This is a genomic window from Streptomyces sp. NPDC002499, assembly GCF_053595415.1.
Genome location: NZ_JBSFXO010000012.1, coordinates 213,889 through 236,941, shown reverse-complemented (window position 1 = coordinate 236,941; position 23,053 = coordinate 213,889). Strand labels below are relative to the sequence as shown.

Sequence of the window (23,053 nt, the reverse complement as noted above, 5' to 3'; positions counted from 1 at the left end):
GAGCCGGGCCACTCAAGGGGTGATTTCCGAGGCCGCCTTGTTGATCGCCTCGCGGATCCGGGCGTACGTGCCGCAGCGGCAGACGTTCTCGATGCGGTCGATGTCGGCGTCGGTCGGCTGGGCCGTCCGCTTCAGCAGGGCCGCGGCGGCCATGATCTGCCCGGGCTGGCAGAAGCCGCACTGGGAGACGTCACAGTCCATCCAGGCCCGCTGCACGGGGTGCAGGGTGTCGCCGTCGGCCAGTCCCTCGATGGTGGTGACCTCGCGGCCCGCGCACTCCTTGACCTCGACGACACAGGGCTGGATCTCCTCCCCGTCGAGATGGCTCGTGCAGGCGCGGCAGACGCCGACCCCGCAGCCGTACTTGGGCCCGGTGACGTGCAGCAGGTCGCGCAGCACCCACAGGAGGGGCATGTCGGCGGGGGCCTCGACGGTGACCGGTTTGCCGTTGAGGGTGAAGGAGTGGGAGGGCATGAGTACCTTCTCGGAGGCTGGTCAGCAGCTCAGGCGGGTCGGAAGCCGAGCCGATCAGGGGCTGAGGCTGGTCAGAAGTTGAGGGGAAAGCGGCGCGGCTTGGTGCCGGTGGCCCGGGCGTACGCGTTGGCGACGGCCCCGGAGGCGGCCGGTACGCCGAGTTCGCCGGCCCCGCCCGGATCCCCGTGGGCGGGCATGATGTGCGCCTCGAAGTGCAGCGGGGCGTGCCGCTGGCGGGCCCACTGGAAGTCGGCGAAGCTGCCCTCGCGGATCGCGCCCCGGTCGAGGTGGAGGCAGGCCCGCAGCACGGTCGAGATCCCGTCGATCGCGGTACCCATGAGCTGGGCCTCGAGGCCGCGCGGGTTGACGACCCGGCCGACGTCGGCCGCCATCACCACCTTGGTCACCCGCGGGTTCTTCGGATCGGTGGCGTCGATCTCGGCGAGACAGGCCACGCAGGACCCGTACTCCTCGTGCACGGCGACACCCTGCGCGTGCCCGGCGGGCAGCGACCGACCCCACTGCCCGGCGGCGGCCACCTTGTCCAGTACGGCCTTCACCGCCTTGTTCCGCAGCGTCGTACGACGGAAGGCGACCGCGTCCTGCCCGAGGCTCGCGGCGACCTCGTCCACGACGATCTCCTCCGCGGTCCGCGTCGTCCCGGAGTCCACCGAGCGCCAGGCGCCCAGCGGTATCGCGAGGTCGATGCCGCCCCAGTCCCCGGAGATCCGGCCGAAGTTGTAGAGCCCGGAGTCGCTGGGCGCGGGCCCCGCCGACGCCCGCCCGGTGACGGCGGCCCGTGTCCGTCCGGTGAACGCGGCCTGGTCGACGGCGCCCTTGCCCTCGTACGACTCGCTCACCGAGGCCATCGAGTGCGTGAAGGCCACCACCCGGCCGTCCTTGTGGCTGGCGCGTATGCGGTGGTGGCTGGCGGGGCGCATCCGGCCGTGCCGGATGTCGTCGGTGCGGCTCCACATCAACTTGACCGGCCGGCCTGCGGCCTTGGAGATCAGGGCGGCCTCGATGGCGGCGTCGTAGTTGAGCCGCCGCCCGAACGAGCCGCCGCCGCGGAGGACATGGACCTTGACCGCGCTCGCGGGCAGCCCGACCGCGGCGGCGACGGCGTCCCTCGCCTCCATCGGCGTCTGGCTGGCGAACCAGAACTCGGCCTTGTGGGCGCGCACATCGGCGACCGCGGTCAGCACCTCCATCGGGGCGTGGCTGACGAACGCGAACTCGAACTCGCCCTGGATCTGGGTGGATCCGCTCGGCGGGGCGCTCAACCGGGGGACGGCGGCCTTGAGTCGGGAGCGCACGCCTGCGTCGGACAGTCCGGCTAGCGGGCCGGGTGCCCACTTGATCTTCAGGGCGTCGCGGCCTTTGAAGGCGTGGTGGAAGGTGTCGGCGACGACCGCGACACCGCCCGGTATTCGCACCACCGCACGCACACCCGGCAGGGCACGGGCCGCCCGGTCGTCGACCGTGACGATCTTCCCCCTGATCGTCGGCGGCCGGGCCACCACGGTCGGCTTCACCCCGGCGACGGTCACGTCACCGGCGTACGTCGCCGCGCCGGTGACGATGGCCCGGGCGTCGATCCGGTTCGTCGGCCGGCCGATCACGCGGTGCTTGGCGGCCGGCTTCGGCTTGCTGGAGACGGAGGTGCGGCGGATCGTGGCGGCGCTCGCGGTGAGGGAGCCGAAGGTGGCGGTGCGGCCGTCCGGCGCGACGACCATCGTGTCCCGGGTGCGCAGGCTCCACGCGGGGACGTGCCACTTCCGGGCGGCGGCGGTCACCAGCCGGGCGCGGGCGGTCGCGGCGAGGGCGCGGGCGGGGCCGTAGAGCGAACTCACCGAGTTGGAGCCGCCGGTGTACTGGTTGCCGCGGGTGCGGGCGTCGGCGAGCGGGATGTCGACGTCGGCGAGCCGGGCGTCCAGTTCCTCGGCGATCATCATGGCGACGGCGGTGGTGATGCCCTGCCCGACCTCGAGGCGCGGCAGTCGGACGACCACCTTGTTGGCGGCAGTGACCTCCAGGACGAGCATCTCCTCGTCGGTGCCGGTCACCAGGACGTCGGACGCGGCGCGGGCGGCCGAGGGGGTGGCGCCCTGGGCCGTGGAGGTGTCGCAGCCGAGGGGCGCGGCGACGGTGAGGGTGGAGGCGACCAGCGAATAGACCATGAACCGGCGGCGGGACAGCGCCCTCCCCCGTACGGCCACCCCCGTGTCGGCCTCCGTCGTGTCGGCCTCCGCCTCCTGGGACGGTCTGCTGCCGGCTGCCGGGGTTTCGAAGCCCTCCAACGAGCACTCCTCTCGGTGCGTGGCCACCCGTGGACGACCTCGGTACGCGGGTCCGTTCACCGGGTATGAGGGGTCGGCGGACCCGGAGGTTGCCTGTGTGACGGCTGTGGCCGATTCGGTGTCAGCCGGTCGCGCGCGGCCTCCGCGCGTACGCCCTCCGGCCTTCATAAGCTCCGGTTACGCAACAGCCGCCCCTCCCCACCCCGAGGACCGCCATGACCGATGCCGACCCCCAGGCCCGAGCCACCACACTGCTGGTCCGCCCCAAGCTGTGGCTCATGCCGTCCGTCCTGACGGCGGTGCTCGCCCTGCTGCTGTCTCTGCTGTACATGGGCGGTGTCGTCAACCCGCAGGGCGACCTGCACGACCTCCCCATCGGCGTCGTCAACTCGGACACCGGCAAGCCGCCGGCCGGACAGCAACAGAACCTGGGCACGCAGGTCGCCGCCGCCGTCACCGCCAACTCCGTTGAAGGTAAAGCCGGTTGGCGCACTCTGACCCGGGCGCAGGCACAGGACCAGCTCGACTCCGGGCGGATCTACGGCGCCCTGGTCATCCCCGCCGACTTCACCGACTCGGTCACGGCACTGACCACGACCGGTGCCACCGCGCGGCCGACGATCACGGTGCTCACCAACCCGGGCAAGGGCAGCCTGGGTTCCTCGCTCGCGAGTCAGATCACCACGCAGGCCGCGCACCAGGCCTCACAGACCATCGGCAAGCAGCTCACGTCGGCGGCCGGTACTCAGGCCGACTCCACGACCAAGCTGCTGCTCGCGGACCCGGTGAACGTCGTGACCCAGGTGGGCCATCCCCTCGGCGACCACAGCGGCCTCGGCCTCAGCGCCTTCTACTACACGCTGCTGCTCGTGCTGGCCGGCTTCCTCGGCGGCAATGTCATCAGCAACGCCGTCGACACGTCCCTCGGTTACGCCGACAACGAGATCGGCCCCTGGCACACCCGCCGGCCGACCGTCCCTATCACCCGCACCCAGACCCTGCTCCTGAAGATGGGGATGACCGCGGGCATCACGGTCGTGACCGTGACGCTGGTCATGCTCGCCACCATCTCGATCCTCGGCATGGACGCCAGTCACATCCCGCTGCTGTGGATCTACTCCTACTGCGCCTCCCTCGCCGTCGGCCTGGGCGTGCAGGCCATCAACGCGGCGTTCGGCGGGATCGGCCAGTTGGTGTCCATGTTCGTGTTCATCGTCCTGGGCCTGCCGTCCTCGGGCGCGACCGTCCCCCTCCAGGCGGTCCCCGCCTTCTACCGCTTCCTCTCCCACTTCGAGCCCATGCGCCAACTCAGCGACGGCGTACGGGCGGTGCTCTACTTCGACGCCCGCGGCGACGCCGGTCTCACCCGTTCCTGGATCATGATCGCCGTCGGCGCGGCCCTCGCCCTCCTCTTCGGCTTCGGAATGACGCGGTACTACGACCGCAAGGGACACAAGCGGCTCACGCCACAGCCCGCCTGAGCCACTCCGCGTCGGTGGCGCCGAGCAACCCCTTGAGGGCGGCGTCGTCCGGCAACGGCCCGTGGTCCCCGGTCACCTTGAGCGCGGACGCGGCCGTGATGTGCCCGAGGCGCAGGGCGCGCCGCAGATCGTCGCCGTTCAGCAGACCGGCCAGGAACCCGGCGGCGAAGGCGTCGCCCGCGCCGACGGGTTCGACGACGTCCGTAGGGAGCGCCGGAACCGTGAACTCGCCCTCCGCGGTGAACGCGTGCGCGGCCCGCCCGCCGTCCTTCACGACGAGGACGCGCGGACCGGCCAACAGCCGCCGCACACCGTCCGGTTCGAGGTCCGCACCCCACAACTCCTGTGCCTCGTCGAGTCCTACGAACACGATGTCGGCCCGGTCCGCCAGCTCGCGCAGCACGCCGGCGGCCGTGCCGTCGTCCGGCCACAGGGCGGGACGGTGGTTGACGTCGAAGCTGATGGCGTGCGGGCGTGAGTCCGCCGGGGTGTCGAGCGCCCCGCGCACCAGGTCCCGGCAGGACGGGGAGAGGGCCGGGGTGATGCCGCTGAGGTGCAGGAGGGCCGCCGACCTCAGTTTCGGGTCGTCCAGGACGTCGGGGCCCAGGGCGGAGGCCGCCGAACCCGCGCGGTAGTAGTGGACGCGGGTGCGTTCACGGCCCGGGTCCTTCACCAGCAGGCCGGTGGGCCGGCCGGGGTCGGTCCGTACGCCGGTCACGTCCACGCCCGCCGCGGCGACGGCCGCCCTGACCCGTCTGCCGAACGCGTCGTCGCCGAGGGCGGAGAGCCAGGAGACGGGGCGTCCGAGGTCGGCGAGGTACATGGCGACGTTGGACTCGGCGCCGGCTACGGACAGGCGCAACTCGTCGGCGCCGTCCAGCGGTTCGGGCGGGGTGGGGGCGAGGGCGGCCATGGTCTCGCCGACGCACACGGCCGGTCCGTCGGCGGGACGCCAGCCGGTGCTCATGCCACCTCCGGCTTCGACGCCGCCCCGGGACGGGAGGCGTCCACCTCGGATCGGCGGACGTCCGCCTCGGATCGGTTTACGTCCGCCTCGGATCGGTGTACGTCCGCCTCGGATCGGTGTACGTCCGCCTCGGATCGGTGTACGTCCGCCTCGGATCGGTGTACGTCCGCCTCGGATCGGTGTACGTCCGTCTCGGATCGGTAGGCATCCGTCGCCGGACGGTAGGCGTCCACCGCGGGACGGTAGACGTCCACCGCGGGACGGTAGACGTCCGCCGGGCGCCCCGGCACATCCACCTGTACGGCGAAGAGGGCGCCGTCGTCAGGGCCGGGGTCGGTCAGCCCCACGCGAGCGCTGGTGACGTGGAGGACGTCCTCCCGCAGGCACACCCCCGCGGGCTGCCGCGCGGGCAACCGCACCGTCCGGTCCAGGCTTCCGTCCGGCAGATACCGGCGCACGGTTCCGGTGCCCCAGACCGCCATCCACACGGCGCCCTCACGGTCGACGGTCATGCCGTCGGGGCTGCCCTCGGCCACGGTCACGAACGTCTCGGGGTCGCCGAGTCCGCCCGTGGCCGGGTCCACCGGATACCGGCGCACGATCCCGCGCGCGCTGTCGGCCAGGTACATGCCGGTCCCGTCGGCCGTGAACGCCGGCCCGTTGGGCACGCTGATGCCGTCGAGGACACGACTCACCGTGCCGTCGTGGTCGACCCGGTACAGCGAACCGGCGCCCTCGTCGGCGCCGTACGCCATGCTGCCTGCCCAGAACCGGCCGGACGGGTCGGCGGTCGCGTCGTTCATGCGCATGGGCAGCGGGGCGTCGTCCTCCGGCCGGGCCAGCCATTCGGTGGAGCCGTCGGGCGCCAGCAGGCAGATGCCGGTGCCGGCGGCGGCGATCCAGGTGCCGGGCCGGCCGGCGACGGGTGCGACCGCGCCCAACGGGAAGGGCAGCCGGGCCAGTTCACGCAGGGGCGCGCCGGGCTCCTCGGGGGCGTGCAGCAGCCGGCCGGCGAGGATGTCGACGAGGAAGATGCCGACGTCGGTCCAGCGGATGCCTTCGCCGAGTTCCAGCCGGTCGGGGTGGCGGGCTTCGGGGCGGAAGGTCTCGGTCACGGCGCGAACTCCCCCGCGACACCCCGGAAGACCCGGGCCCGCGTACGCAACTCGTCGAGACTCCCGCCGTCGGCGGCGTCGCCGACGAGCGGTGAACCGACGCCGACCGCGATCGCCCCGGCGGCCAGATACGCGCGGGCCGCCGCCTCGTCGACACCGCCCACGGGCACGAACGGCACCTGGGGGAACGGCCCGCGCAACGCCTTGAGGTAGGCGGGCCCGCCGGCCTCCGCCGCCGGGAAGATCTTCAGCGCGGCGGCGCCGAACGCGCGGGCGGCCACGATCTCGGTCGGGGTCATCACTCCGGCTATCACCGGCATGCCCAACTCCCTTGCCGCGCTCACCCCTTCGCCGAGTGCGGGAGTCACGGCGAAGTCGGCGCCGGCCCGCTGGGCGGCCACGGCGTCGTCGGCGGTCAGGACCGTACCGGCGCCGAGGGGGTGGTCGGGGCCGAGGGCCTGCCGGGCCCGCTCGATGACGGTGAGCGCGTCCTTGCCGGTGAGGGAGACCTCGATCAGCTCGACGCCCTCGGCGGCCAGGGTCAGTACGGTGCTCAACGCGGCCTCGGGGTCGTCTCCGCGCACGATCGCGACGAGGCGGTGGGCGGCGAGGGACGCTCGCAGATCCATCTGCTGGGCTCCAATTCCGGTTGTTTCAGGTGCGGTTGCAGTCGGCGGCGAGGGTCAGGCGCCAGTGCGCCTCGCCGGACGCCGGGACGCGCGCGGCGTCGTCGGGACCGGCTTCGGCGAGGTCGAAGACGCGGCCGAGCATCGGCTCGACGCCCGTGCTGCGATAGGGACCGTCGAGCGGGAAGCCGCCGAGGTTGCGCCACAGGGCGATCGACACCGGCTGCCCTTCTGCTTCCAGGGCGAACGCCAGCCGGTCCTGGTCGTCGTGGACGCAGGCGCGGGAGGCGTCGACGACGGCGCCGACCGCGGTGCCGTCGTCCGGCCCGAACCGGTCGAGGCGGACGTTCCCGTACGCGGGCCAACCGCCTTCCACCCAGGGGCCGTCGGCCGAGGGGTAGAGCCGGGTGCTCACTCCCTCCGGCATGTGCAGGGTGGCCCGCGGGGACAGGTCGAGCAGCGCGTGCGCGGCCCATACGAAGCGGAAGCCCGGGTCGGCCGACAGGACGTAGTCGACCACCGGTCCCGCGCCGATCGTCCGGGTCAGCGAGAACCGCTCGCACTCGACGCGCTCGGTGCCGGTCCCGTCCCGGGTCCAGGCCCGGGCCCACGCGTCCCCGTGATCCGGCACGCCCCGCACCGTCGGCACGCACTCCTCGAGGCCGCCCGCGTCCACGAATGCGTCCCCCGGGGACACGTCCTCGCGCCCGACGCCGTCCCGCCGCCACAGCCACTCCCGCTCCCCCGCGCGCAGCGAGGTCCAACGCCCGCCGTGGGCGGGGTCGGTGACGATCCGCAGGATCGAGGAGTCCATGGTCACCACTCCGCGAACGACCCGTCGGCGTGCCGCCACACCGGATTGCGCCACGCGTGTCCCGTGCGGTCGGCCGCCCGCACCGCGTCCTCGTCGACGCTTATGCCGAGGCCGGGCGCGTCGTTGCGGGGCGCGTGACCGTCGATGAAGCGGAACGGCTCGGGGTCGACCAGGTAGGAGAGGAGGTCGGCGTCCTTGTTGTAGTGGATGCCCCGACTCTGTTCCTGGATCAGGAAGTTGGGCGTGGCGAAGGCGATCTGGAGGCTGGCGGCGAGGGCGATCGGGCCGAGTGGGCAGTGCGGGGCGAGCTGGGCGCCGTAGGTCTCGGCGAGCGAGGCGATGCGGTGCACCTCGGAGATGCCGCCGGCGTGCGAGAGGTCGGGCTGGGCGACGGCGACCCCGGCGGCGAGGACGGGGAGGAACTCGGCGCGTCCGTAGAGGCGTTCGCCGGTGGCGAGCGGCACCGGCGAGGAGGCGACGAGGCCCGCCAGCAGATGGCTCTGCTCGGGGACCACCGGCTCCTCGACGAACAGCGGGTGCAGCGGCGCCAGTTCGGCCAGGACCCGGCGCGAACTCGCCGCGCTGAAGCGGCCGTGGAAGTCGACGGCGACGTCCCGGTCGGGGCCGAGGGCCTCGCGGGCGGCGGCGACGCGGGCGACGACGGCCGCGGTCTCGGCGGCGGTGGCGAGCGGCGAGGTGGCGCCGGCGCCGTTCATCTTGACGGCGGTGAAGCCGGCCTCGACCTGTTCGGCGATCTGGTCGGTGAGTTCGGCGGGTTCGTCGCCGCCGACCCAGGCGTAGACCCGGACCCGGTCGCGCACGGGGCCGCCGAGCAGGGCGTGCACGGGGGCGCCGTACGTCTTCCCGGCGATGTCCCACAGGGCCTGGTCGATGCCGGCGACGGCGCTGGAGAGGACCGGGCCGCCGCGGTAGAAGCCGCCCTTGGTGAGCACCTGCCAGTGGTCCTGGATGCGCAGGGGGTCCTGGCCGACGAGGTACTCGGACAGGACCTCGACGGCGGCCCGGACGACCTCGGCGCGGCCCTCGACGACGGGTTCGCCCCAGCCGACCACGCCGTCGTCGGTCTCCACGCGGCAGAACAGCCAGCGCGGGGGGACGAGGAAGGTTTCGATACGGGTGATCTTCACTTGGCTCGGGAGCCTTCCGTGTCGTCGTCTGCGGTGCCGACCCGGTCGAGGTCGCGGCCGGCCTGGTCGAGCAGGGCCCGCATGGCGGCCTCGGCGCGGAGCGGGTCCCGGTCGCGCACGGCGTCCAGGACCGCGCGGTGGGCGGGCACGGGGTCCTCGCTGTGGGGGGCGCTGTGCACGATGTGGTCGCGGTGGGCGAGGCCGGACTCGATGACCATCTCCATGCGTTCGAGGAGTTCGTTGTGGGTGGCGTTGAGCAGGGCGCGGTGGAAGGCGAGGTCGGCGTCGACGGCGTGCGAGGCGCCCGCGTCCTGCTCCGCCATCGCGTCCAGGGCGCCCTCCAGCGCGGCGAGGTCCTCGTCGGTGCGCCGGGCGGCGGCGAGGCGGACGGCGGCCGGTTCGATGATGGCGCGCACCTCGGCGAGGTTGCGCAGCAGCGCCCGGTCGGCGTCCGTGGTGTGGTCGCCCTCGAACTGCCAGCGCAGCACGTCGGCGTCGAGGAGGTTCCAGTCGGCGCGGGCGCGCACGAAGGTGCCGCGCTTCTGGCGGGCGTCGACCATCCCCTTGGCGGCGAGCACCTTGAGCGACTCGCGCAGGGCGGTGAGGCTCACGTCCAGCTCGCTCTGGAGTGCCACCAGGTCGAGTGTGGCCCCCTCGGGGATCTCACCGCCCAGGATGCGGCGCGCGAGGGCCTCCACGGTCTGACCGTGCACGCCGCGGCGGGCGTAGGAGCTCATGTCGTACTGCCTTTCTGGTTCGTCCGGTGCGAGCGGTCCGGCTGGTGCGCGGTCATGCGGATGCCTTCACTACGCTCCAGCCGCCGTCCACGACCAGGCTCGTCCCGGTGATGTACGAGGCCTCGTCGGCGGCGAGGAACGCGATGGCCGCGGCCACCTCCTCCGGGGTGCCGAACCGCCGGGCGGCCGTCTCGGCGACGCTCTGTTCGCGTTCGTCCTCGGGTACCCGGTCCCAGGCGCCGGTAAGGATCGGCCCGGGCACGACGGCGTTGACGCGCACCTCGGGTCCGTACTCGACGGCCAACTGCCCGCACAGGGAGAGCAGGGCGCCCTTGGCGGCGGCGTACGCGGGGTGTCCGGGGATTCCGCGGTGGGCGTGGACGGACGAGGTGAGCACCACGGCTCCGGCGCGTTCGCGCAGGTCGGGCAGGACGGCCCGGAAGCCGAGGAAGCTGCCGGTCAGGTTGACGTCGAGCTGCCGTTGCCAGGACGGCAGGGTCATCTCGTGGGCGGGCGTGACGTCGACGGTGAAGGCGTTGCTGACGAGGACGTCGACCGGCCCGAAGGCGTGCGCGGCGGCGACGACCCGCGCCCAGTCCTCCTCGACCGCGACATCGGCGGTCACGAACCGGGCCCGCCCGCCGTCCTTGCCGATCCGCTCCGCCACCGCCTCGCCGCGCTCCTCGGCGACATCGGTGAGCACCACGGCCGCTCCCTCCTCGGCGAGGCGTACGGCCGTGGCGGCTCCGATGCCGGAGGCCGCGCCGGTGACCACGGCCGTGCGCCCGGTGAAGCGGGCGCCGGGCCGGTGTGCGGACTGGTCCATCGAGGTTCGACTCCTTCGCGGCCTTCTGGTCCTTCTCGGTTTTCACGAGTAAGGGCTTGCTGGAAACATAAGGGGCTCACTCGCGCATCAGCACGACCAGGTCGGCGTCGTGATCGCCGCTCCAGGCGAACGGCAGCCCGTGGTGCAGCAGATGCGCTCCGCTGTACGTCGTCCCCGTCGCCGTGTCCCGGTAGCGTGCCGCGGCGTCCAGTCCCCGCAGCCGGAGCCGGCTCGCCCGCCCCGGCACGAGCGGGGCGCCGTCGAGACGCCCGGTGCTCAGCGCGGCGACGACCGTACGCTCGCCGAGGTCGTACTGCACCCCGCAGCTAGGCTCCTCCGGCGTGCCGAGGAGCCGTGCCTCGCCGTGGTGGATCACGTCCCGCACGTCCTTGTACCGGGCGATCCACCGGGCGGCCTCGGCCCGCTGCTCCGGTGTCCACTCGCGCAGGTCGGCGCCGATGCCCAGCACTCCGCACATGGCGTTGACGAAGCGGAAGGCGAGGCTGCGCGGGCGCGGATCGAAGACGCCGGGCGCGTCGGTGACCCAGGAGCTCATCACGTGCGGGGCGTGCGCGTGCAGGAAGCCGTACTGGATGGCGAGCCGGTCCAGCGGGGCGGTGTTGTCGCTGGGCCACACCACGTCGGTGCGCGCGACGGTCGCGTGCTCGATCCGCCCGCCGCCGCCCGCGCAGCCCTCGACGGTGACGTCGGGGTGGGCGGACCGGAGGTGGTCCAGGACGCGCAGGTATCCGGCGACGTGCTCGGCGTCGAGGTCGACAGGGCCGGCGCCGGGGCGCCCGCGCTCGGTGGGCGGGCGGTTCATGTCCCACTTGAGGTAGCTGATGTCGTACGTGCCGAGCAGCCGGTCGAGCGTCCCGATCACGAAGTCCTGGACGTCGGTCCGGCCGAGGTCGAGCAGGAGCTGGTTGCGGACGAGCCGGCGGGGGCGGCCCTCGATCCGGTAGACCCACTCGGGGTGTTCGGCGTACAGCCGGCTCTTGGGACTCACGGCCTCGGGCTCGACCCAGAGGCCGAAGTCCAGGCCCAACGCCCTTACGTCCGCCACGAATTGGTCGAAGCCCTGCGGGAACGCGGCCGGGTCCGGCCACCAGTCGCCCAGTCCCCCGGTGTCGTCGTCCCGTCCGGTGAACCAGCCGTCGTCCACGACGAACAGCTCGGCGCCGATGTCGGCGGCCGTCTTCGCCAGCTCCAGTTGGCCGGCCGCCTCGACGTCGAAGCCGGTGGCCTCCCAGGAGTTGTAGAGGACCTTGCGCGGGCGGTGCAGCCGCTCGCCGGTGAGCCGGCGTTCGTAGCGGTGCCAGACGCGCGAGAGCCCGTCGAGACCCTCCGGACTGAAGGCGCAGGCGAGTTGGGGAGTGGTCAGGGTCTCCCCAGGTGCGAGCAGGGCCACCCCCTCGTGCGGCACCCGGCCTGCCCGCACTCGTACGAAGCCGCCGGGCGCGGCCTCCGCTGTGATGTGCCAGTTCCCGGGCCAGGCGAGGGCGATCCCGTACGCGGCCGGCGAGTCGCCGTCCTGCACCGCGAGCCAGGGCGCGTACGCGTGTCCCGGCACGCTCTGGAGGCTACCGATACTGAACGTGCCTCTGGGCAGGTCGAGTTGGGTGCGCTGGAACTCCTGCGACCACTGACCCGTGAGGTAGGTCAGCCGGGCGGCATCGGAGACGGGGACGGTCACGGCGGCCGAGTCGAGGCGATCCAGGCGCAGTTCCCGCGTGGCGGTGAACTCGGTCCAGCGCAGGATCACGTCCGTGTCCGGCACGGTCTCGTAGCGCAGGACGGTCCGCAGACCCAACTGCTCGTCCTGGAAGGCGAGTCGCAGCGAGCCCTCGCTCGCCTCCGCCCCCGCGAACTCCCACCACACGCCCCGGTCGTCCCCGTCCGGAGCGGACGCCACCAGCTCCGATCCGGTGAACGGCCGCAGCCCGTACGGCAGATACTCGGCCGGCGCCGCGTCGGCGGGGGTGATGAAGTGCGTGCGCCTGGACCAGTCCAGGGCGGACGGGCCGTCCTCGACGCCGAGCGGCCCCCACGCGTCGAGTTCGGCCCAGGGGCCGTCCGGGGACAGGCGCACGGTGTAGCTGGTGTTCTCCGTGCGCAAGGTCCAGCGCTGGTAGGTCACTTGACCGCTCCGAGGTTGAGTCCGGCCACGAAGTGCCGCTGGAAGCGCAGGAACACGGCGACCGTCGGCGCGGCGGCGATGACGGAACCGGCCGCGATGACATTCCACATCGACACGTACTGTCCTTGCAGTCCGATGAGCGCCGCGGTGATCGGCATCTTGGTGTCGCTGCGCAGGACGGTGATCGCCCAGAGCAGGTCGTTGAAGATCCAGGTGAAGGACAGGGCACTGAGCGCGGCCAGGGCGGGCCTGGTCAGCGGAAGGATGATCCGCCAGAAGATCTGCCAGGGTCCCGCGCCGTCGACGACCGCCGCCTGCTGGATCTCCACCGGGATCGACCGCATGAACCCGTGCAGCACGAAGACGTAGAAGCCGACGCCGAAGCCGATCTGCACGCCGATGAGCGCGGGCAGGGTGTCGTAGATGCCCATCACTTCGCTGAGCTTGGACACCGGGATGAGCAGGATCTGCGGTGGCAGCAGGTTGCCGCCGAGCATGAGCAGCAACAGCGAGCGGCGGAAGGGGACTTCGTAGCGGCTGAGGGCGAACGCGGCCATCGCGGCGAGGGCCAGCGTGACCAGGACGCAGGGGATCGTGACGACCAGGCTGTTGATGAGGGCGCGCTGCTGGCCGCCGTCGACCCAGGCCTGGCTGAAGTTGCCGAAGGTGAAGGAGTGCGGCCAACTGCCCAGGCCGTTCGCGGCGATGTCGTCGAAGGAGCGGAGACTGGTCACCACGACCAGGGCGATGGGCAGCAGCCACAGGATCGCCAGCGCGCCGGCGCCGAGGTGGAATCCGGCGGTCGCGGCCCGCCTGCGGCGCAGGGCGGTGGAGTTGGCGGACATCAGTCGGCCTCCCTGAACGCGCGGACGAGGTAGGAGCAGATGACGCCGAAGGCCAGCACGAAGATGACGACGGCGAGCGCGGAGCCGTAGCCGAGGCGCAGGGACTGGAAGGCGGTCGAGTACATATAGGTGCTCAGCAGCTCGGACGAGTGGTAGGGGCCGCCGCGGGTCAGGGACCACACGACGTCGAAGGAGCGCAGCGAGTCGATGACGATGACCGACAGAACGACCGCGTTGACACTGCGCAGTTGGGGCAGGGTGACGTGCCGGAAGCGCTGCCAGGCGGTCGCGCCGTCGACCTTCGCGGCCTCGTACAGGGCGGGGTCGATGCCCTTGAGGCCGGCCAGGTAGAGGACCATGACATAGCCGATCTGGCGCCACAGCGCGGGCACGATCACCGCGTACAGGGCGGTGTCCTGGTCGGCGAGCCAGGCGTGGCGCAGGCTGCCGAGGCCGACGGATTCCAGGAGTTGGTTCAGGACGCCGTCGGGCTGGTAGATCGCCTGCCAGACCAGGGCGGTGGCGACCAGGGAGAAGACGACCGGCAGGAAGAGGGCCGCGCGGTAGAACCCGACGCCGCGCCGCTCCTGTTGGAGCAGCAGCGCGGTCGCGAGGCCGAGCAGGGCGGACAGGCCGCCGAAGAGGACGAGCCACAGGACGGTGTGGCCGGTGGCGCTGCGGAAGACGTCGTCGTTCGCCATCTCCCGGAAGTTGTCCAGGCCGACGAAGCGCGGCGCGGAGACACCGTCCCAGCTGGTGAGAGCGAGGTAGAACCCCTGGAGCGCGGGCCAGAACACCCACACCGCTTCGGCGAGGAGCGGGACCAGGACGAAGGCGAGCACCATCGGGGGTGTGCGCCGGGGCCCCCGGGCCCGCTTGCCCTTGACGGGCGTGCGGGCCGGGGACTTCCGTTCGGGTGCGGTCAGGACAGCCATGTCAGGCGTTCCAGATCTTCTCGGCGTCGCGCTGCCACTGGGTGAGGATGCTCCCGATGTCCTTGGGCTTGGCCAGGAACTTGGTCAGCGCGTTGTCGGCGGTGGGCTGGAGGGCGTCGCTGGAGTCCCGGTTGAAGAACTGGGTGATCTCGGCCGCCTCGTCGATGTGCTTGCGGCCCTTGATGACCAGCGGGGTGCCGGCGTCCTTCGCGTCGGGGTTGCAGGGCAGGACCGTGCCGGAGGAGCCCTTGATGTAGATCTCCTGGGCCTCGGCGGTGGCGAGGTACTTCATCAGGTCGCCGACCTGCTTCTCCCGGCCGGTGCGGGCGCTGGCGAAGTAACCGTCGACGGGCGCTTCCTCGGCCAGCGGGATCTTGGGGTCGATGACGGGGAAGCGGAAGAAGTCGATGTCGTCCAGGGCGTCCTTGGGCGCCGCGTCGGCGAAGAAGGTGCCGATGAGCATCATGCCGCTGCGGCCGTTGAGCAGCGAGGTCGTCGCGTCCTGGAAGGCGACGGCGGTGCCGTTGGGGTCGAAGTACGGCAGCACCTCCTGCCAGCGGTCGAAGACCTTGCGTACCTCGGGGTCGTCGAACCGGTGCTTTCCGGCGAGGAGTTCACGGTGGTACTGGGCGCCGTTGATCCGGATGTCCAGGTAGTCGAACCAGGCGGACGCGACCCAGGGGGTGTTGCCGCCCGCGCCGAGCCCGATCGGGGTGACGCCCTTCTTCTTGAGCTTGTCGCACAGGTCGAGGAAGTCGTCCCAGCTCTTGGGCTCGCTCACGCCCCACTTGGCGAAGTTGGACTTGCGGTAGAACATGCCCCACCAGTAGTAGGTGTTGGGCACGAAGACCTTCTTGCCGGAGCTCGCGGTGCAGAGCGTGTTGAGCGCCTTGCTGTACTTCTTGAGGTCGGGCGAGGAGCTCCACACCTCGTCGAGGTCGAGGAGCAGGTTCTTCTTGGCGTAGGCGTCCGCCACCGAGCCGGGGTACCAGGTGTACACGTCCGGCGGGTTGGCCGAGGTGAGGTAGGTCGGCAGCTGGGTGCGGAAGGTCTCCGCGGCGACCGTGTTGAGGCTCGCCTTGCCGGAGCCCTGCTTGGCGTAGGCGGCGACGACGTCCTCCATCGCGGCCTTGGCCTGCGGGGCGGACACGTTGGACTGGAGGGTGACCGCGCCCTTCGAGGAGCTCTTGCCGGTGGAGGTGGAGGTGACGCAGCCGCTGAGCAGTGCCGCGGTGCCGGCGGCACCGAGTCCGCCGAGGAAGAGGCGTCGGCTGGGCAGTTGGTTGACCATGATTGATTCCTAATTTATTTGAATTCGGTCCGGTGCAGATAGCCGTCCACTCCGCGGAACACCGCGTCGACGGAGCCGTCGGGCCCCGCGACCACACCCAGCGCCCCGTCGAAGGCGGCGCTCGGGAACTCCTGTCGCTTGCTCCAGCCCTGCCAGGCACCGTCGGCGTACCGCTGCTGCCAGAGCGTGTAGTCCGCGGCCCGCGCGTACAGCAGGACCGTGTCGCCGACGGCGACCAGCGTCGGACTGCCGCTGACCGTCCCGCCGAGCGAGGTCCACGCCGACCACTGGCCCGTGGTGTCGCGCGACCGCGTCCAGATGTTGTCCGCGGCGGTGCGTACGGCGACGTGGACGCGCCCCTGCGCGTCGACGACGGCGGACGGACGCCCGTACGTGGGGCGGTCGTCGGGCGCCCCGAGCGACGACCACCCGGACGCCGGTCCGCGCTGTGTGATCAGGCCGTCGGCGCCGCGTGCGACGAGCGTCCAGTGCGCGGGGTCGGTGAAGGCGACGGTGGGCGCGTCGGTCAGTCGGCCGCCGAGGTCCTGCCAGGCGCTCCAGTGCCCGTGCTCGTAGACGCGCCGGTAGGCCCGGGAGTCGGCACCCCGCACGAAGACGTCGATGCGGTCGCCCGCGGAGGCGTACGCGGCGGGCTGGCCCAGGATCCTGCCCTGCGCCGGGCCGCCGAGGTCACGGGTACGGCCGTCGTCGGTGCGCTGCACGAGGGAGCCGTGCGGCCCACGGGAGAAGGTGGTCAGTCCGGAGCCGTCACGCACGGCGGCCGGGCTGGCCGTGGTCTTCTCGCCAAGGTTGGTACCGGGCAGAGCGTCGGTGCCGGTCAGCTTGAGGAACGCGGTGCCGTGGGCGGGGACCTCGACGGTGTACGACCCGGTGTGCGTGCCCTTGTCCGCCCGCGCCCGCAGGTCGCGCACCTGGACCGGCCCGCCGAGCCCGGCGTCCGCGAACTGCACGGTCCGCTGGGCGGGTTGGTCGGACCGGTTGAGCAGCACGACCGCGCGCCGGCCACGTCCGTCCAGCACCTTGCTGTAGACGTCCCCGACCGAGTCCGAGGCCACCCGCACGCCCTGGATGGCGAGGGGGTCCTGGTCGACGGCGATGATCTCCGGGTTGCGGAGGGTCTTCAGCATCGAGTCGGACAGGGTGCGCGGGTCGGAGCCGAGGACGAGCGGCGAGCCCATCTCGGCCCACATGACGAACTGGCTGGTGGATTCCTCCTGCGTCAGCTCGTACGTCCCGTCGGTCATCCTGCGCATGGGGATCAGGTAGTCCGGGTCGTTGTAGTGACCGGGTCCCTGCGCCTCGGGGTGCCAGGCGTTGGCGTCCATGTTGCGCAGCACGTTGGGCCACTGGCCGGGGCTCGCGGTGCCCCAGGCGATGTCGGTGCCGGTGCGCCAGGAGTCGGCGGCGGTCGGGGCGTAGACGTACGTGTTGTGCGCGTCCTGCTCGGGGGTGTGCGGCAGGCCCCAGTCGTCGGTGAGCGGGTTGCACAGGTTCAGCAGCATCTTGCGGCCGGACTTGGCGACCGCGTCGCTGAACTCCTTGAAGGCCGGGCCCGGATCGAGCTCGGCGCCGATCCCGCACAAGAAGTCGACCTTGATCGCGTCGACCTTCCAGCCCGCGAACTGCCGCGCGTCCTGGTCGTAGTGGCCGCGGCTGCCGAGCCCGCAGCTCTTGCCGCCGTCGTAGGTGCCGGCGTCGGTGTAGATGCCCGCGCGCAGTCCGCGCTTGTGCAGGTAGGAGACGAGTGCCGGGATCCCGGAGGGGAAGCGGTCCGGGTTGGCCACCAACCGGCCCTGTGCGTCACGGGGGTTGTCGGCCTGCCAACCGCCGTCCAGCCACACGATGTCGTAGCCGCTGTCGCGCAGACCGCTGCCGACCAGCCTGTCGGCGACCGAACGCACCTCCTTCTCGGTGGGCGCGCCGAGCCCGTAGTAGGTGTTCCAGCCCATGTAGGGCGTCGGGGCGAGACCGCTGTCGTAGTACGCGGGGGCGCCCTGGTCCACGGCGCCCCGCGCCGAGGCCTCGGGGGTCTGCGCCGAAGCCGCGGGGGTCTGCGCCATCGCCGTGGGAGCCGCGGTCACGGCGAGCACCGTCGCGATCGCGGCGGCCGTGCCGGCTCGGCGCCCGAGTCTGTGGCCTGCGGCCTTGCGGCCTTGCGGGTGTGAGGTCACGTGCCTCTCCGGTAGTTGGGAAGCGGACGGCGTGATACGTGGCCGCCCCCATGACGGCGGCCTCGACGTCACGGCGACGACTGTGGCGTGCGGCCGAAACCTTGTCAATATTAATTACTAATTTATTCTGAGAGGCCTTGAGTGACCACCGGAAACCTTGACAGCCCACCCCCGCAGGTGCAGTGTTTGGCAACGTTGTCAGAGCCGCACTGGCAACGTTGTCAGCAGGCTGCCCCCGTGCTCGCCCGCGCCCTGAACTTCCCTGATCGGAGCCGCATTTCATGTCGGATCAGTTGTCCAGACCCTCGCGCCGCACCCTCCTCTCCACCGGCTCCGCCCTGCTGGCCGGCTTCGGCCTCGGCATGACCTCGACCACCGACGCCTTCGCGACCGGATCCGGACAGGCGAGCCGGCCGGTGACGCCGGGCGAGCTGGCCGGATATCGGCCCGTCACCGTCTCCTCGACCGACTACGCGCCCACCCCGGCGGAGTTCGTGGTCGACAGGGTGACGTCCACCGGCGTGCGCGGCACGGGCTGGCGCGCGGCGGCCGGAGACCCCCAGTGGATCTCGGTCGACCTCCAGGCCCTGTGCGAGGTCGACTCGGTCCACCTCACCTTCGAAGCGACCGCGGACGACCCGGCGTTCACCGAGTCGACCAGCGGCAGTCCGCGCAACGACACGACCGGCCAGGAGATCCTCTCCAGCTGCGCGGTCGACTACGTCGTCGAGACCTCGCGGGACAACAAGGCCTGGACGACGGTGTACAGCACCACCTCCGGCAAGGGCGGGGTCGTGGAGATCGCCCTGGCCAAGCCGGTCAGCGCCCGCTGGGTCCGGATGACGGTGCGCAAGCGCTCCAACACCAACCCGCTCGGCCTCAACGGCTTCCAGGTGTACGGCACCTGCCGCACCGCCCGCCCCGAGGCCACGGGCTGGACCGACTGGGGCACCAACCACCGCACTCCCCCGGCTCTCAAGGTCGCCGAGGACGGCACCGTCCCGCTGGAGTCCGGCTGGGACCTGACGATGGACGACTGGGCCGCCGGTGACGGTGCCGCCCTGTCCAAGTCCTCGGCGGACACCAGCCGTTGGCTGCCGGCAACGGTCCCCGGCACGGTCACGACCTCGCTCGTCGACCAGGGTCATCTGCCCGACCCGGTGGCCGGATTCAACAACCTCCATGTCCCGGAGGCCCTTTCGCGCCACTCCTGGTGGTACCGGCGCGAGTTCCACCTCCCCAAGGGGCTGCGCACCGGCGCCGGACGCCACATCTGGCTGGAGTTCGACGGGGTCAACCACAAGGCGGACGTCTGGCTCAACGGCAGCTCAGTCGGCGAGGTCGCCTTCACCTTCGCCCGCGCCGCCTTCGACGTCACCAAGCTCCTGGCGGCCGGCGGCGACGCGCAGGCCCTCGCCGTGCGGATCACGCCGATGCCGTTCCCGGGCAGCCCGGGCGACAAGGGCCCCGCCGGTCTCGCGTTCGTCGACGCCGGCGCGAACATGATGAACCGCAACTCCCCGACGTATCTGGCCTCTTCGGGCTGGGACTGGATGCCCGCGGTCCGCGACCGGGCGGCCGGCATCTGGAACCACGTCCGGCTGCGCTCCACCGGCGCCGCGGTCATCGGCGACCCGCGCGTGGACACCCGCCTGCCCGACCTCCCGGACACGGGCACCGCCGAACTGACCATCACCGTGCCGGTGAAGAACGCGGACACCGCCGACCGGAAGGTCACCGTCTCCGCCGCCTTCAAGGGCGTACGCCTCACCAAGACGGTCACGATCGCCGGCGGCGCGACCATCGACGTGGTCTTCGCCCCCGCCGACAACCCGCAACTCCGCCTGCGCAACCCGGCGTTGTGGTGGCCCAACGGCTACGGCGAGGCCACCCTGCACGACCTCACCCTCACCGCCTCCGTCGGCGGCGCGGAGAGCGACCGGCGCACCACCCGCTTCGGGATCCGTCAGTTCGGCTACGAGTACGAGGTGCCGCTCACCTTCCAGAAGGGCGGCGACTCCTACGCCCAGACGGTGAACTTCACCCGCCGCACGGCGCGTTACGTGCGGATCCTGTGCCGTACCCGGGCGACGAACTGGGGTTCGTCGATGTGGGCGCTGTCCGTCGTGGACAGCCTGGCCCAGGACAACGACCTCGCGCTCGGCAAGACGGCGACCTCCTCCTCCGTGGACGACCCCGGCAACAAGCCGGGCAACGCGACCGACGGGGACGCGGGCACCCGCTGGTCCTCGTCCTTCGAGGACGACCAGTGGATCCGCGTCGACCTCGGCTCCTCGGTCTCCTTCGACCGGGTCGTCATCACCTGGGAGCAGGCGTACGCGAAGACGTACGCCGTCCAGGTCTCCGACGACGGCGACACCTGGACGGACGCGGCCTCGGTGGACAACACCGCGGTGCCGCTCCCGTTCCGCGCCGGTGGCGAGGCAAGCATCCAGAGCGTGGACATCGACGCGCAGAGCGCCCGGTATCTGAGGATCTTCTGCCGTGAGCGAGCGACGGGTTACGGCTCCTCGATGTGGGCCCTGTCGGTCGTGAACAGCGCGTCACCGGACAGCGACCTGGCCCTGCACCGGACGGCGACCTCGTCCGCCGACGAGAACTCGGGCAACGGGCCCGGCAACGCCACCGACGGCGACCCGGGCACCCGCTGGTCCTCCTCCTACGAGGACAACCAGTGGATCCGCGTCGACCTCGGCTCGACCGTGTCCTTCGACCGGGTGGTCATCACCTGGGAGGCGGCCTACGCCAAGAAGTACACGATCCAGGTCTCCGACAACGGCGACGACTGGACCGACGTGAAGTCCGTCGACAACAGCACCAAGCCTTTGAAGATCAGCGTGAACGGCACCCGGGTCTTCTGCCGGGGCGGCAACTGGGGCTGGGACGAGCTGCTGCGCCGGATGCCGAAGGCCCGCATGGACGCGGCCGTGCGGATGCACCGGGACATGAACTTCACGATGATCCGCAACTGGGTCGCGTGCAGCAACCGCGAGGAGTTCTACGCCAGTTGCGACGAGCACGGCATTCTGGTGTGGAACGACTTCCCCAACGCGTGGGGGATGGACCCGCCGGACCACAAGGCGTTCCTGGACACCGCGCAGGACACCGTGCGCCGGTACCGGATCCATCCGAGCGTCGTGGTGTGGTGCGGCGCCAACGAGGGCAACCCGCCCGCGGCGGTCGACGACGGCATGCGGGCGGCGGTGCGCGCCGAGGCGCCCGACCTGCTCTACCAGAACAACTCCGCGGGCGGGATCGTGTCCGGCGGCGGCCCCTACGGCTGGGTCGAGCCGGAGCGCTACGCCTCCGCCGCCACGTACGGCGGTGGTGTGTTCGGCTTCCACACCGAGATCGGCATGCCGGTGGTGTCGACGGCCGAGACGCTGCGCAACCTCGTCGGCGACGAGCCCGAGTGGCCGATCGGCGGCGCCTGGTACTACCACGACTGGAGCACCCGAGGGAATCAGGCACCGCAGAACTACCGTGCCGCGATCGAGTCCCGGCTCGACACGACCACCGGCATCGAGGACCTCGCCCGCAAGGCGCAGTTCGTCAACTACGAGAACCACCGCGCCATGTTCGAGGCCTGGAACGCCAACCTGTGGGAGGACGCCAGCGGGCTGATGCTCTGGATGTCCCACCCCGCCTGGTACAGCACGGTGTGGCAGACCTACGACTACGACTTCGACGTCAACGGCGCCTACTACGGCTCCCGCAAGGCGAGCGAGCCCGTCCACGTCCAGGCGGACTCGGCGAGCGGCAAGGTCATCGCGGTCAACCACACGCCCAAGGCGATCAAGGGTGCCACGGTCTCCGCCCGCTGCTACGACCTGACGGGACGTCAACTCGCCGCCGAGCAGCGCAAGAAGGTCGACATCGAGTCCTCCGCGACCACGAGCGCGTTCACGGTGAGCCGGGACGGCCTGCCGGACTTCCACCTGCTGCGGGTACGCCTCACGGACGCGCGCGGCGCGTTGCTGTCCGAGAACACGTACTGGCGCTACAAGAACCCGCAGGACATGCGGGCGCTGAACTCCGCGGCGCGAACCCGTGTTTCGGTCGACGTCACCGACACGGACCACTCGGGCTCCCGCCACGGCCTCACCGCACGGCTGACCAACCGCGGTTCGTCGGTCGCGTCGTTGGTGCGCGTCTCGCTCCTCGACGCGAAGTCGGGCGACCGGGTCCTGCCCACCCTCTACAGCGACAACTACCTGTGGCTGCTGCCGGGTGAGTCCCGCACCGTCACCGCGTCCTGGCCGGCCGAAGCTCCGGGCGGCTCCCGCCCGAAGCTGCGGGTGGAGGGATACAACGTGCCTACGGCCACGGCCCGGCCGTAGGACAGGATCCGGCCGTGGTCAGGGCGGTCGGAACGTAGGAGTCGAGGGCCCGGCAGTCCCGCCCGGCCCTCGACTTCGTGCTGCCGCACGGCACTCGGCGAAGAGCGCCGTCAGAGACTCGACCGCGGACTGACCAGTCCCGTCTCGTAGGCCACCACCACCGCCTGGGCGCGGTCGCGCAGGGTGAGTTTGGTGAGGATGCGGGAGACGTGGGTCTTGACGGTGGCCTCGGACAGGTGGAGGCGGGTGGCGAGTTCGGCGTTGCTGAGGCCCTCGGCGAGCAGTCGCAGCACGTCGAGTTCGCGCGGGGTCAGGGCCGCCAGGTCGCGGTGCAGGGAGGCCGAGGCGGCGCTGGGGCGGGCGAAGCGTTCGACGAGGCGGCGGGTGATGGCGGGGGCGAGCAGCGCGTCCCCGGCCCGTACCGTGCGGACGGCGGCGACGAGTTGCTCGGGTGTGACGTCCTTGAGGAGGAAGCCGCTGGCTCCGGCGGACAGCGCCGCGTACACGTAGTGGTCGAGGTCGAAGGTGGTGAGCATGACCACGCGGGGCGCGTCCGTGGCCCCCTCCAGGATGCGTCGGGTGGCCTCCAGGCCGTCCATGTCGGGCATCCGGATGTCCATCAGGACCACGTCGGGCAGGGTGCGCCGGACCGCCGCCACGGCCTCGCCCCCGTCGGCCGCCTCGGCGACCACCTCGATGCCGTGGGCGCCGAGGATCAGCCGGAAGCCGGTGCGCACCAGGGCCTGGTCGTCGGCGACGACGACCCGCAGGGGCGGGTTCATGGATGCTCCAGTCTCATGG

At 71.7% G+C, this 23,053-nt stretch carries 16 protein-coding genes and 1 pseudogene; 2 read left to right on the top strand and 15 right to left on the bottom strand.

Features of this window, described 5'->3' with window-relative positions:
- Window positions 1-12: 12 nt before the first annotated feature.
- Window positions 13-474 (bottom strand): (2Fe-2S)-binding protein, encoded by a 462-nt coding sequence (locus ACWD5F_RS32615; RefSeq protein ID WP_124000672.1) that lies wholly within the window; start codon window positions 472-474, stop codon window positions 13-15.
- Window positions 475-545: 71 nt separating this feature from the next.
- Complete coding sequence (locus ACWD5F_RS32610) at window positions 546-2,654, bottom strand: molybdopterin cofactor-binding domain-containing protein (RefSeq protein ID WP_451260122.1); 2,109 nt, start codon at window positions 2,652-2,654, stop codon at window positions 546-548.
- Between the two features lie 335 nt (window positions 2,655-2,989).
- Between ACWD5F_RS32610 and ACWD5F_RS32605 the strand changes: the two genes are divergently transcribed.
- The gene (locus ACWD5F_RS32605; protein WP_451259872.1) at window positions 2,990-4,255 is read left to right on the top strand and encodes a YhgE/Pip domain-containing protein; all 1,266 of its coding nucleotides are present in this window, start codon (window positions 2,990-2,992) and stop codon (window positions 4,253-4,255) included.
- Here ACWD5F_RS32605 and ACWD5F_RS32600 read toward each other — a convergent pair.
- The 12 genes and pseudogenes from ACWD5F_RS32600 to ACWD5F_RS32545 all read right to left on the bottom strand — a co-directional run bounded on the left by ACWD5F_RS32600 (window position 4,236) and on the right by ACWD5F_RS32545 (window position 17,780).
- Window positions 4,236-5,222, bottom strand: coding sequence for a sugar kinase (locus tag ACWD5F_RS32600; protein ID WP_451259870.1), 987 nt, complete (start codon window positions 5,220-5,222; stop codon window positions 4,236-4,238). The genes ACWD5F_RS32605 and ACWD5F_RS32600 overlap by 20 nt on opposite strands.
- Before the next feature lie 257 nt (window positions 5,223-5,479).
- A pseudogene (locus ACWD5F_RS32595) lies at window positions 5,480-6,337 on the bottom strand (SMP-30/gluconolactonase/LRE family protein); the annotation flags it as partial.
- Window positions 6,334-6,966 carry a bifunctional 4-hydroxy-2-oxoglutarate aldolase/2-dehydro-3-deoxy-phosphogluconate aldolase gene (locus tag ACWD5F_RS32590; RefSeq protein WP_451259868.1) on the bottom strand — a complete coding sequence of 211 codons (633 nt, stop codon included), beginning with the start codon at window positions 6,964-6,966 and terminating at the stop codon, window positions 6,334-6,336. The pseudogene ACWD5F_RS32595 and the gene ACWD5F_RS32590, both read right to left, overlap by 4 nt.
- Before the next feature lie 25 nt (window positions 6,967-6,991).
- On the bottom strand, window positions 6,992-7,777 hold the full coding sequence (locus ACWD5F_RS32585; RefSeq protein WP_451259866.1) for a hypothetical protein: 786 nt from the start codon (window positions 7,775-7,777) through the stop codon (window positions 6,992-6,994).
- A gap of 2 nt (window positions 7,778-7,779) precedes the next feature.
- Window positions 7,780-8,925 (bottom strand): galactonate dehydratase, encoded by a 1,146-nt coding sequence (gene dgoD, locus ACWD5F_RS32580; RefSeq protein ID WP_401726018.1) that lies wholly within the window; start codon window positions 8,923-8,925, stop codon window positions 7,780-7,782.
- On the bottom strand, window positions 8,922-9,662 hold the full coding sequence (locus ACWD5F_RS32575) for a FadR/GntR family transcriptional regulator (protein WP_401726016.1): 741 nt from the start codon (window positions 9,660-9,662) through the stop codon (window positions 8,922-8,924). Before ACWD5F_RS32575 ends, dgoD begins: the two co-directional genes overlap by 4 nt.
- 52 nt (window positions 9,663-9,714) lie before the next feature.
- Entirely contained in the window at window positions 9,715-10,488 is a 774-nt protein-coding gene (locus ACWD5F_RS32570; RefSeq protein ID WP_451259863.1) for an SDR family NAD(P)-dependent oxidoreductase, read from the bottom strand.
- A gap of 76 nt (window positions 10,489-10,564) precedes the next feature.
- Window positions 10,565-12,628, bottom strand: a complete 2,064-nt coding sequence (locus tag ACWD5F_RS32565; protein ID WP_451259861.1) for an alpha-galactosidase — start codon at window positions 12,626-12,628, stop codon at window positions 10,565-10,567.
- Window positions 12,625-13,473: a carbohydrate ABC transporter permease gene (locus tag ACWD5F_RS32560; RefSeq protein ID WP_402360777.1), complete on the bottom strand. Its 849-nt coding sequence runs from the start codon at window positions 13,471-13,473 to the stop codon at window positions 12,625-12,627. The genes ACWD5F_RS32565 and ACWD5F_RS32560 overlap by 4 nt, the downstream gene beginning before the upstream one ends.
- A complete protein-coding gene (locus tag ACWD5F_RS32555) occupies window positions 13,473-14,408 on the bottom strand; it encodes a carbohydrate ABC transporter permease (RefSeq protein ID WP_451259859.1) in 936 nt (311 codons plus the stop codon). Before ACWD5F_RS32555 ends, ACWD5F_RS32560 begins: the two co-directional genes overlap by 1 nt.
- A 1-nt stretch (window position 14,409) precedes the next feature.
- Entirely contained in the window at window positions 14,410-15,699 is a 1,290-nt protein-coding gene (locus tag ACWD5F_RS32550) for an ABC transporter substrate-binding protein (RefSeq protein ID WP_451259857.1), read from the bottom strand.
- 14 nt (window positions 15,700-15,713) lie between these two features.
- Window positions 15,714-17,780, bottom strand: coding sequence for a glycoside hydrolase family 27 protein (locus ACWD5F_RS32545; protein ID WP_451260121.1), 2,067 nt, complete (start codon window positions 17,778-17,780; stop codon window positions 15,714-15,716).
- Window positions 17,781-18,172: 392 nt separating this feature from the next.
- Here ACWD5F_RS32545 and ACWD5F_RS32540 point away from each other — a divergent pair, with 392 nt between their 5' ends.
- Window positions 18,173-22,252, top strand: a complete 4,080-nt coding sequence (locus tag ACWD5F_RS32540; RefSeq protein ID WP_451259855.1) for a discoidin domain-containing protein — start codon at window positions 18,173-18,175, stop codon at window positions 22,250-22,252.
- A 110-nt stretch (window positions 22,253-22,362) separates the two neighbouring features.
- Here ACWD5F_RS32540 and ACWD5F_RS32535 read toward each other — a convergent pair whose 3' ends face one another.
- Window positions 22,363-23,034: a response regulator gene (locus tag ACWD5F_RS32535; RefSeq protein WP_401726004.1), complete on the bottom strand. Its 672-nt coding sequence runs from the start codon at window positions 23,032-23,034 to the stop codon at window positions 22,363-22,365.
- Window positions 23,035-23,053: the final 19 nt, after the last annotated feature.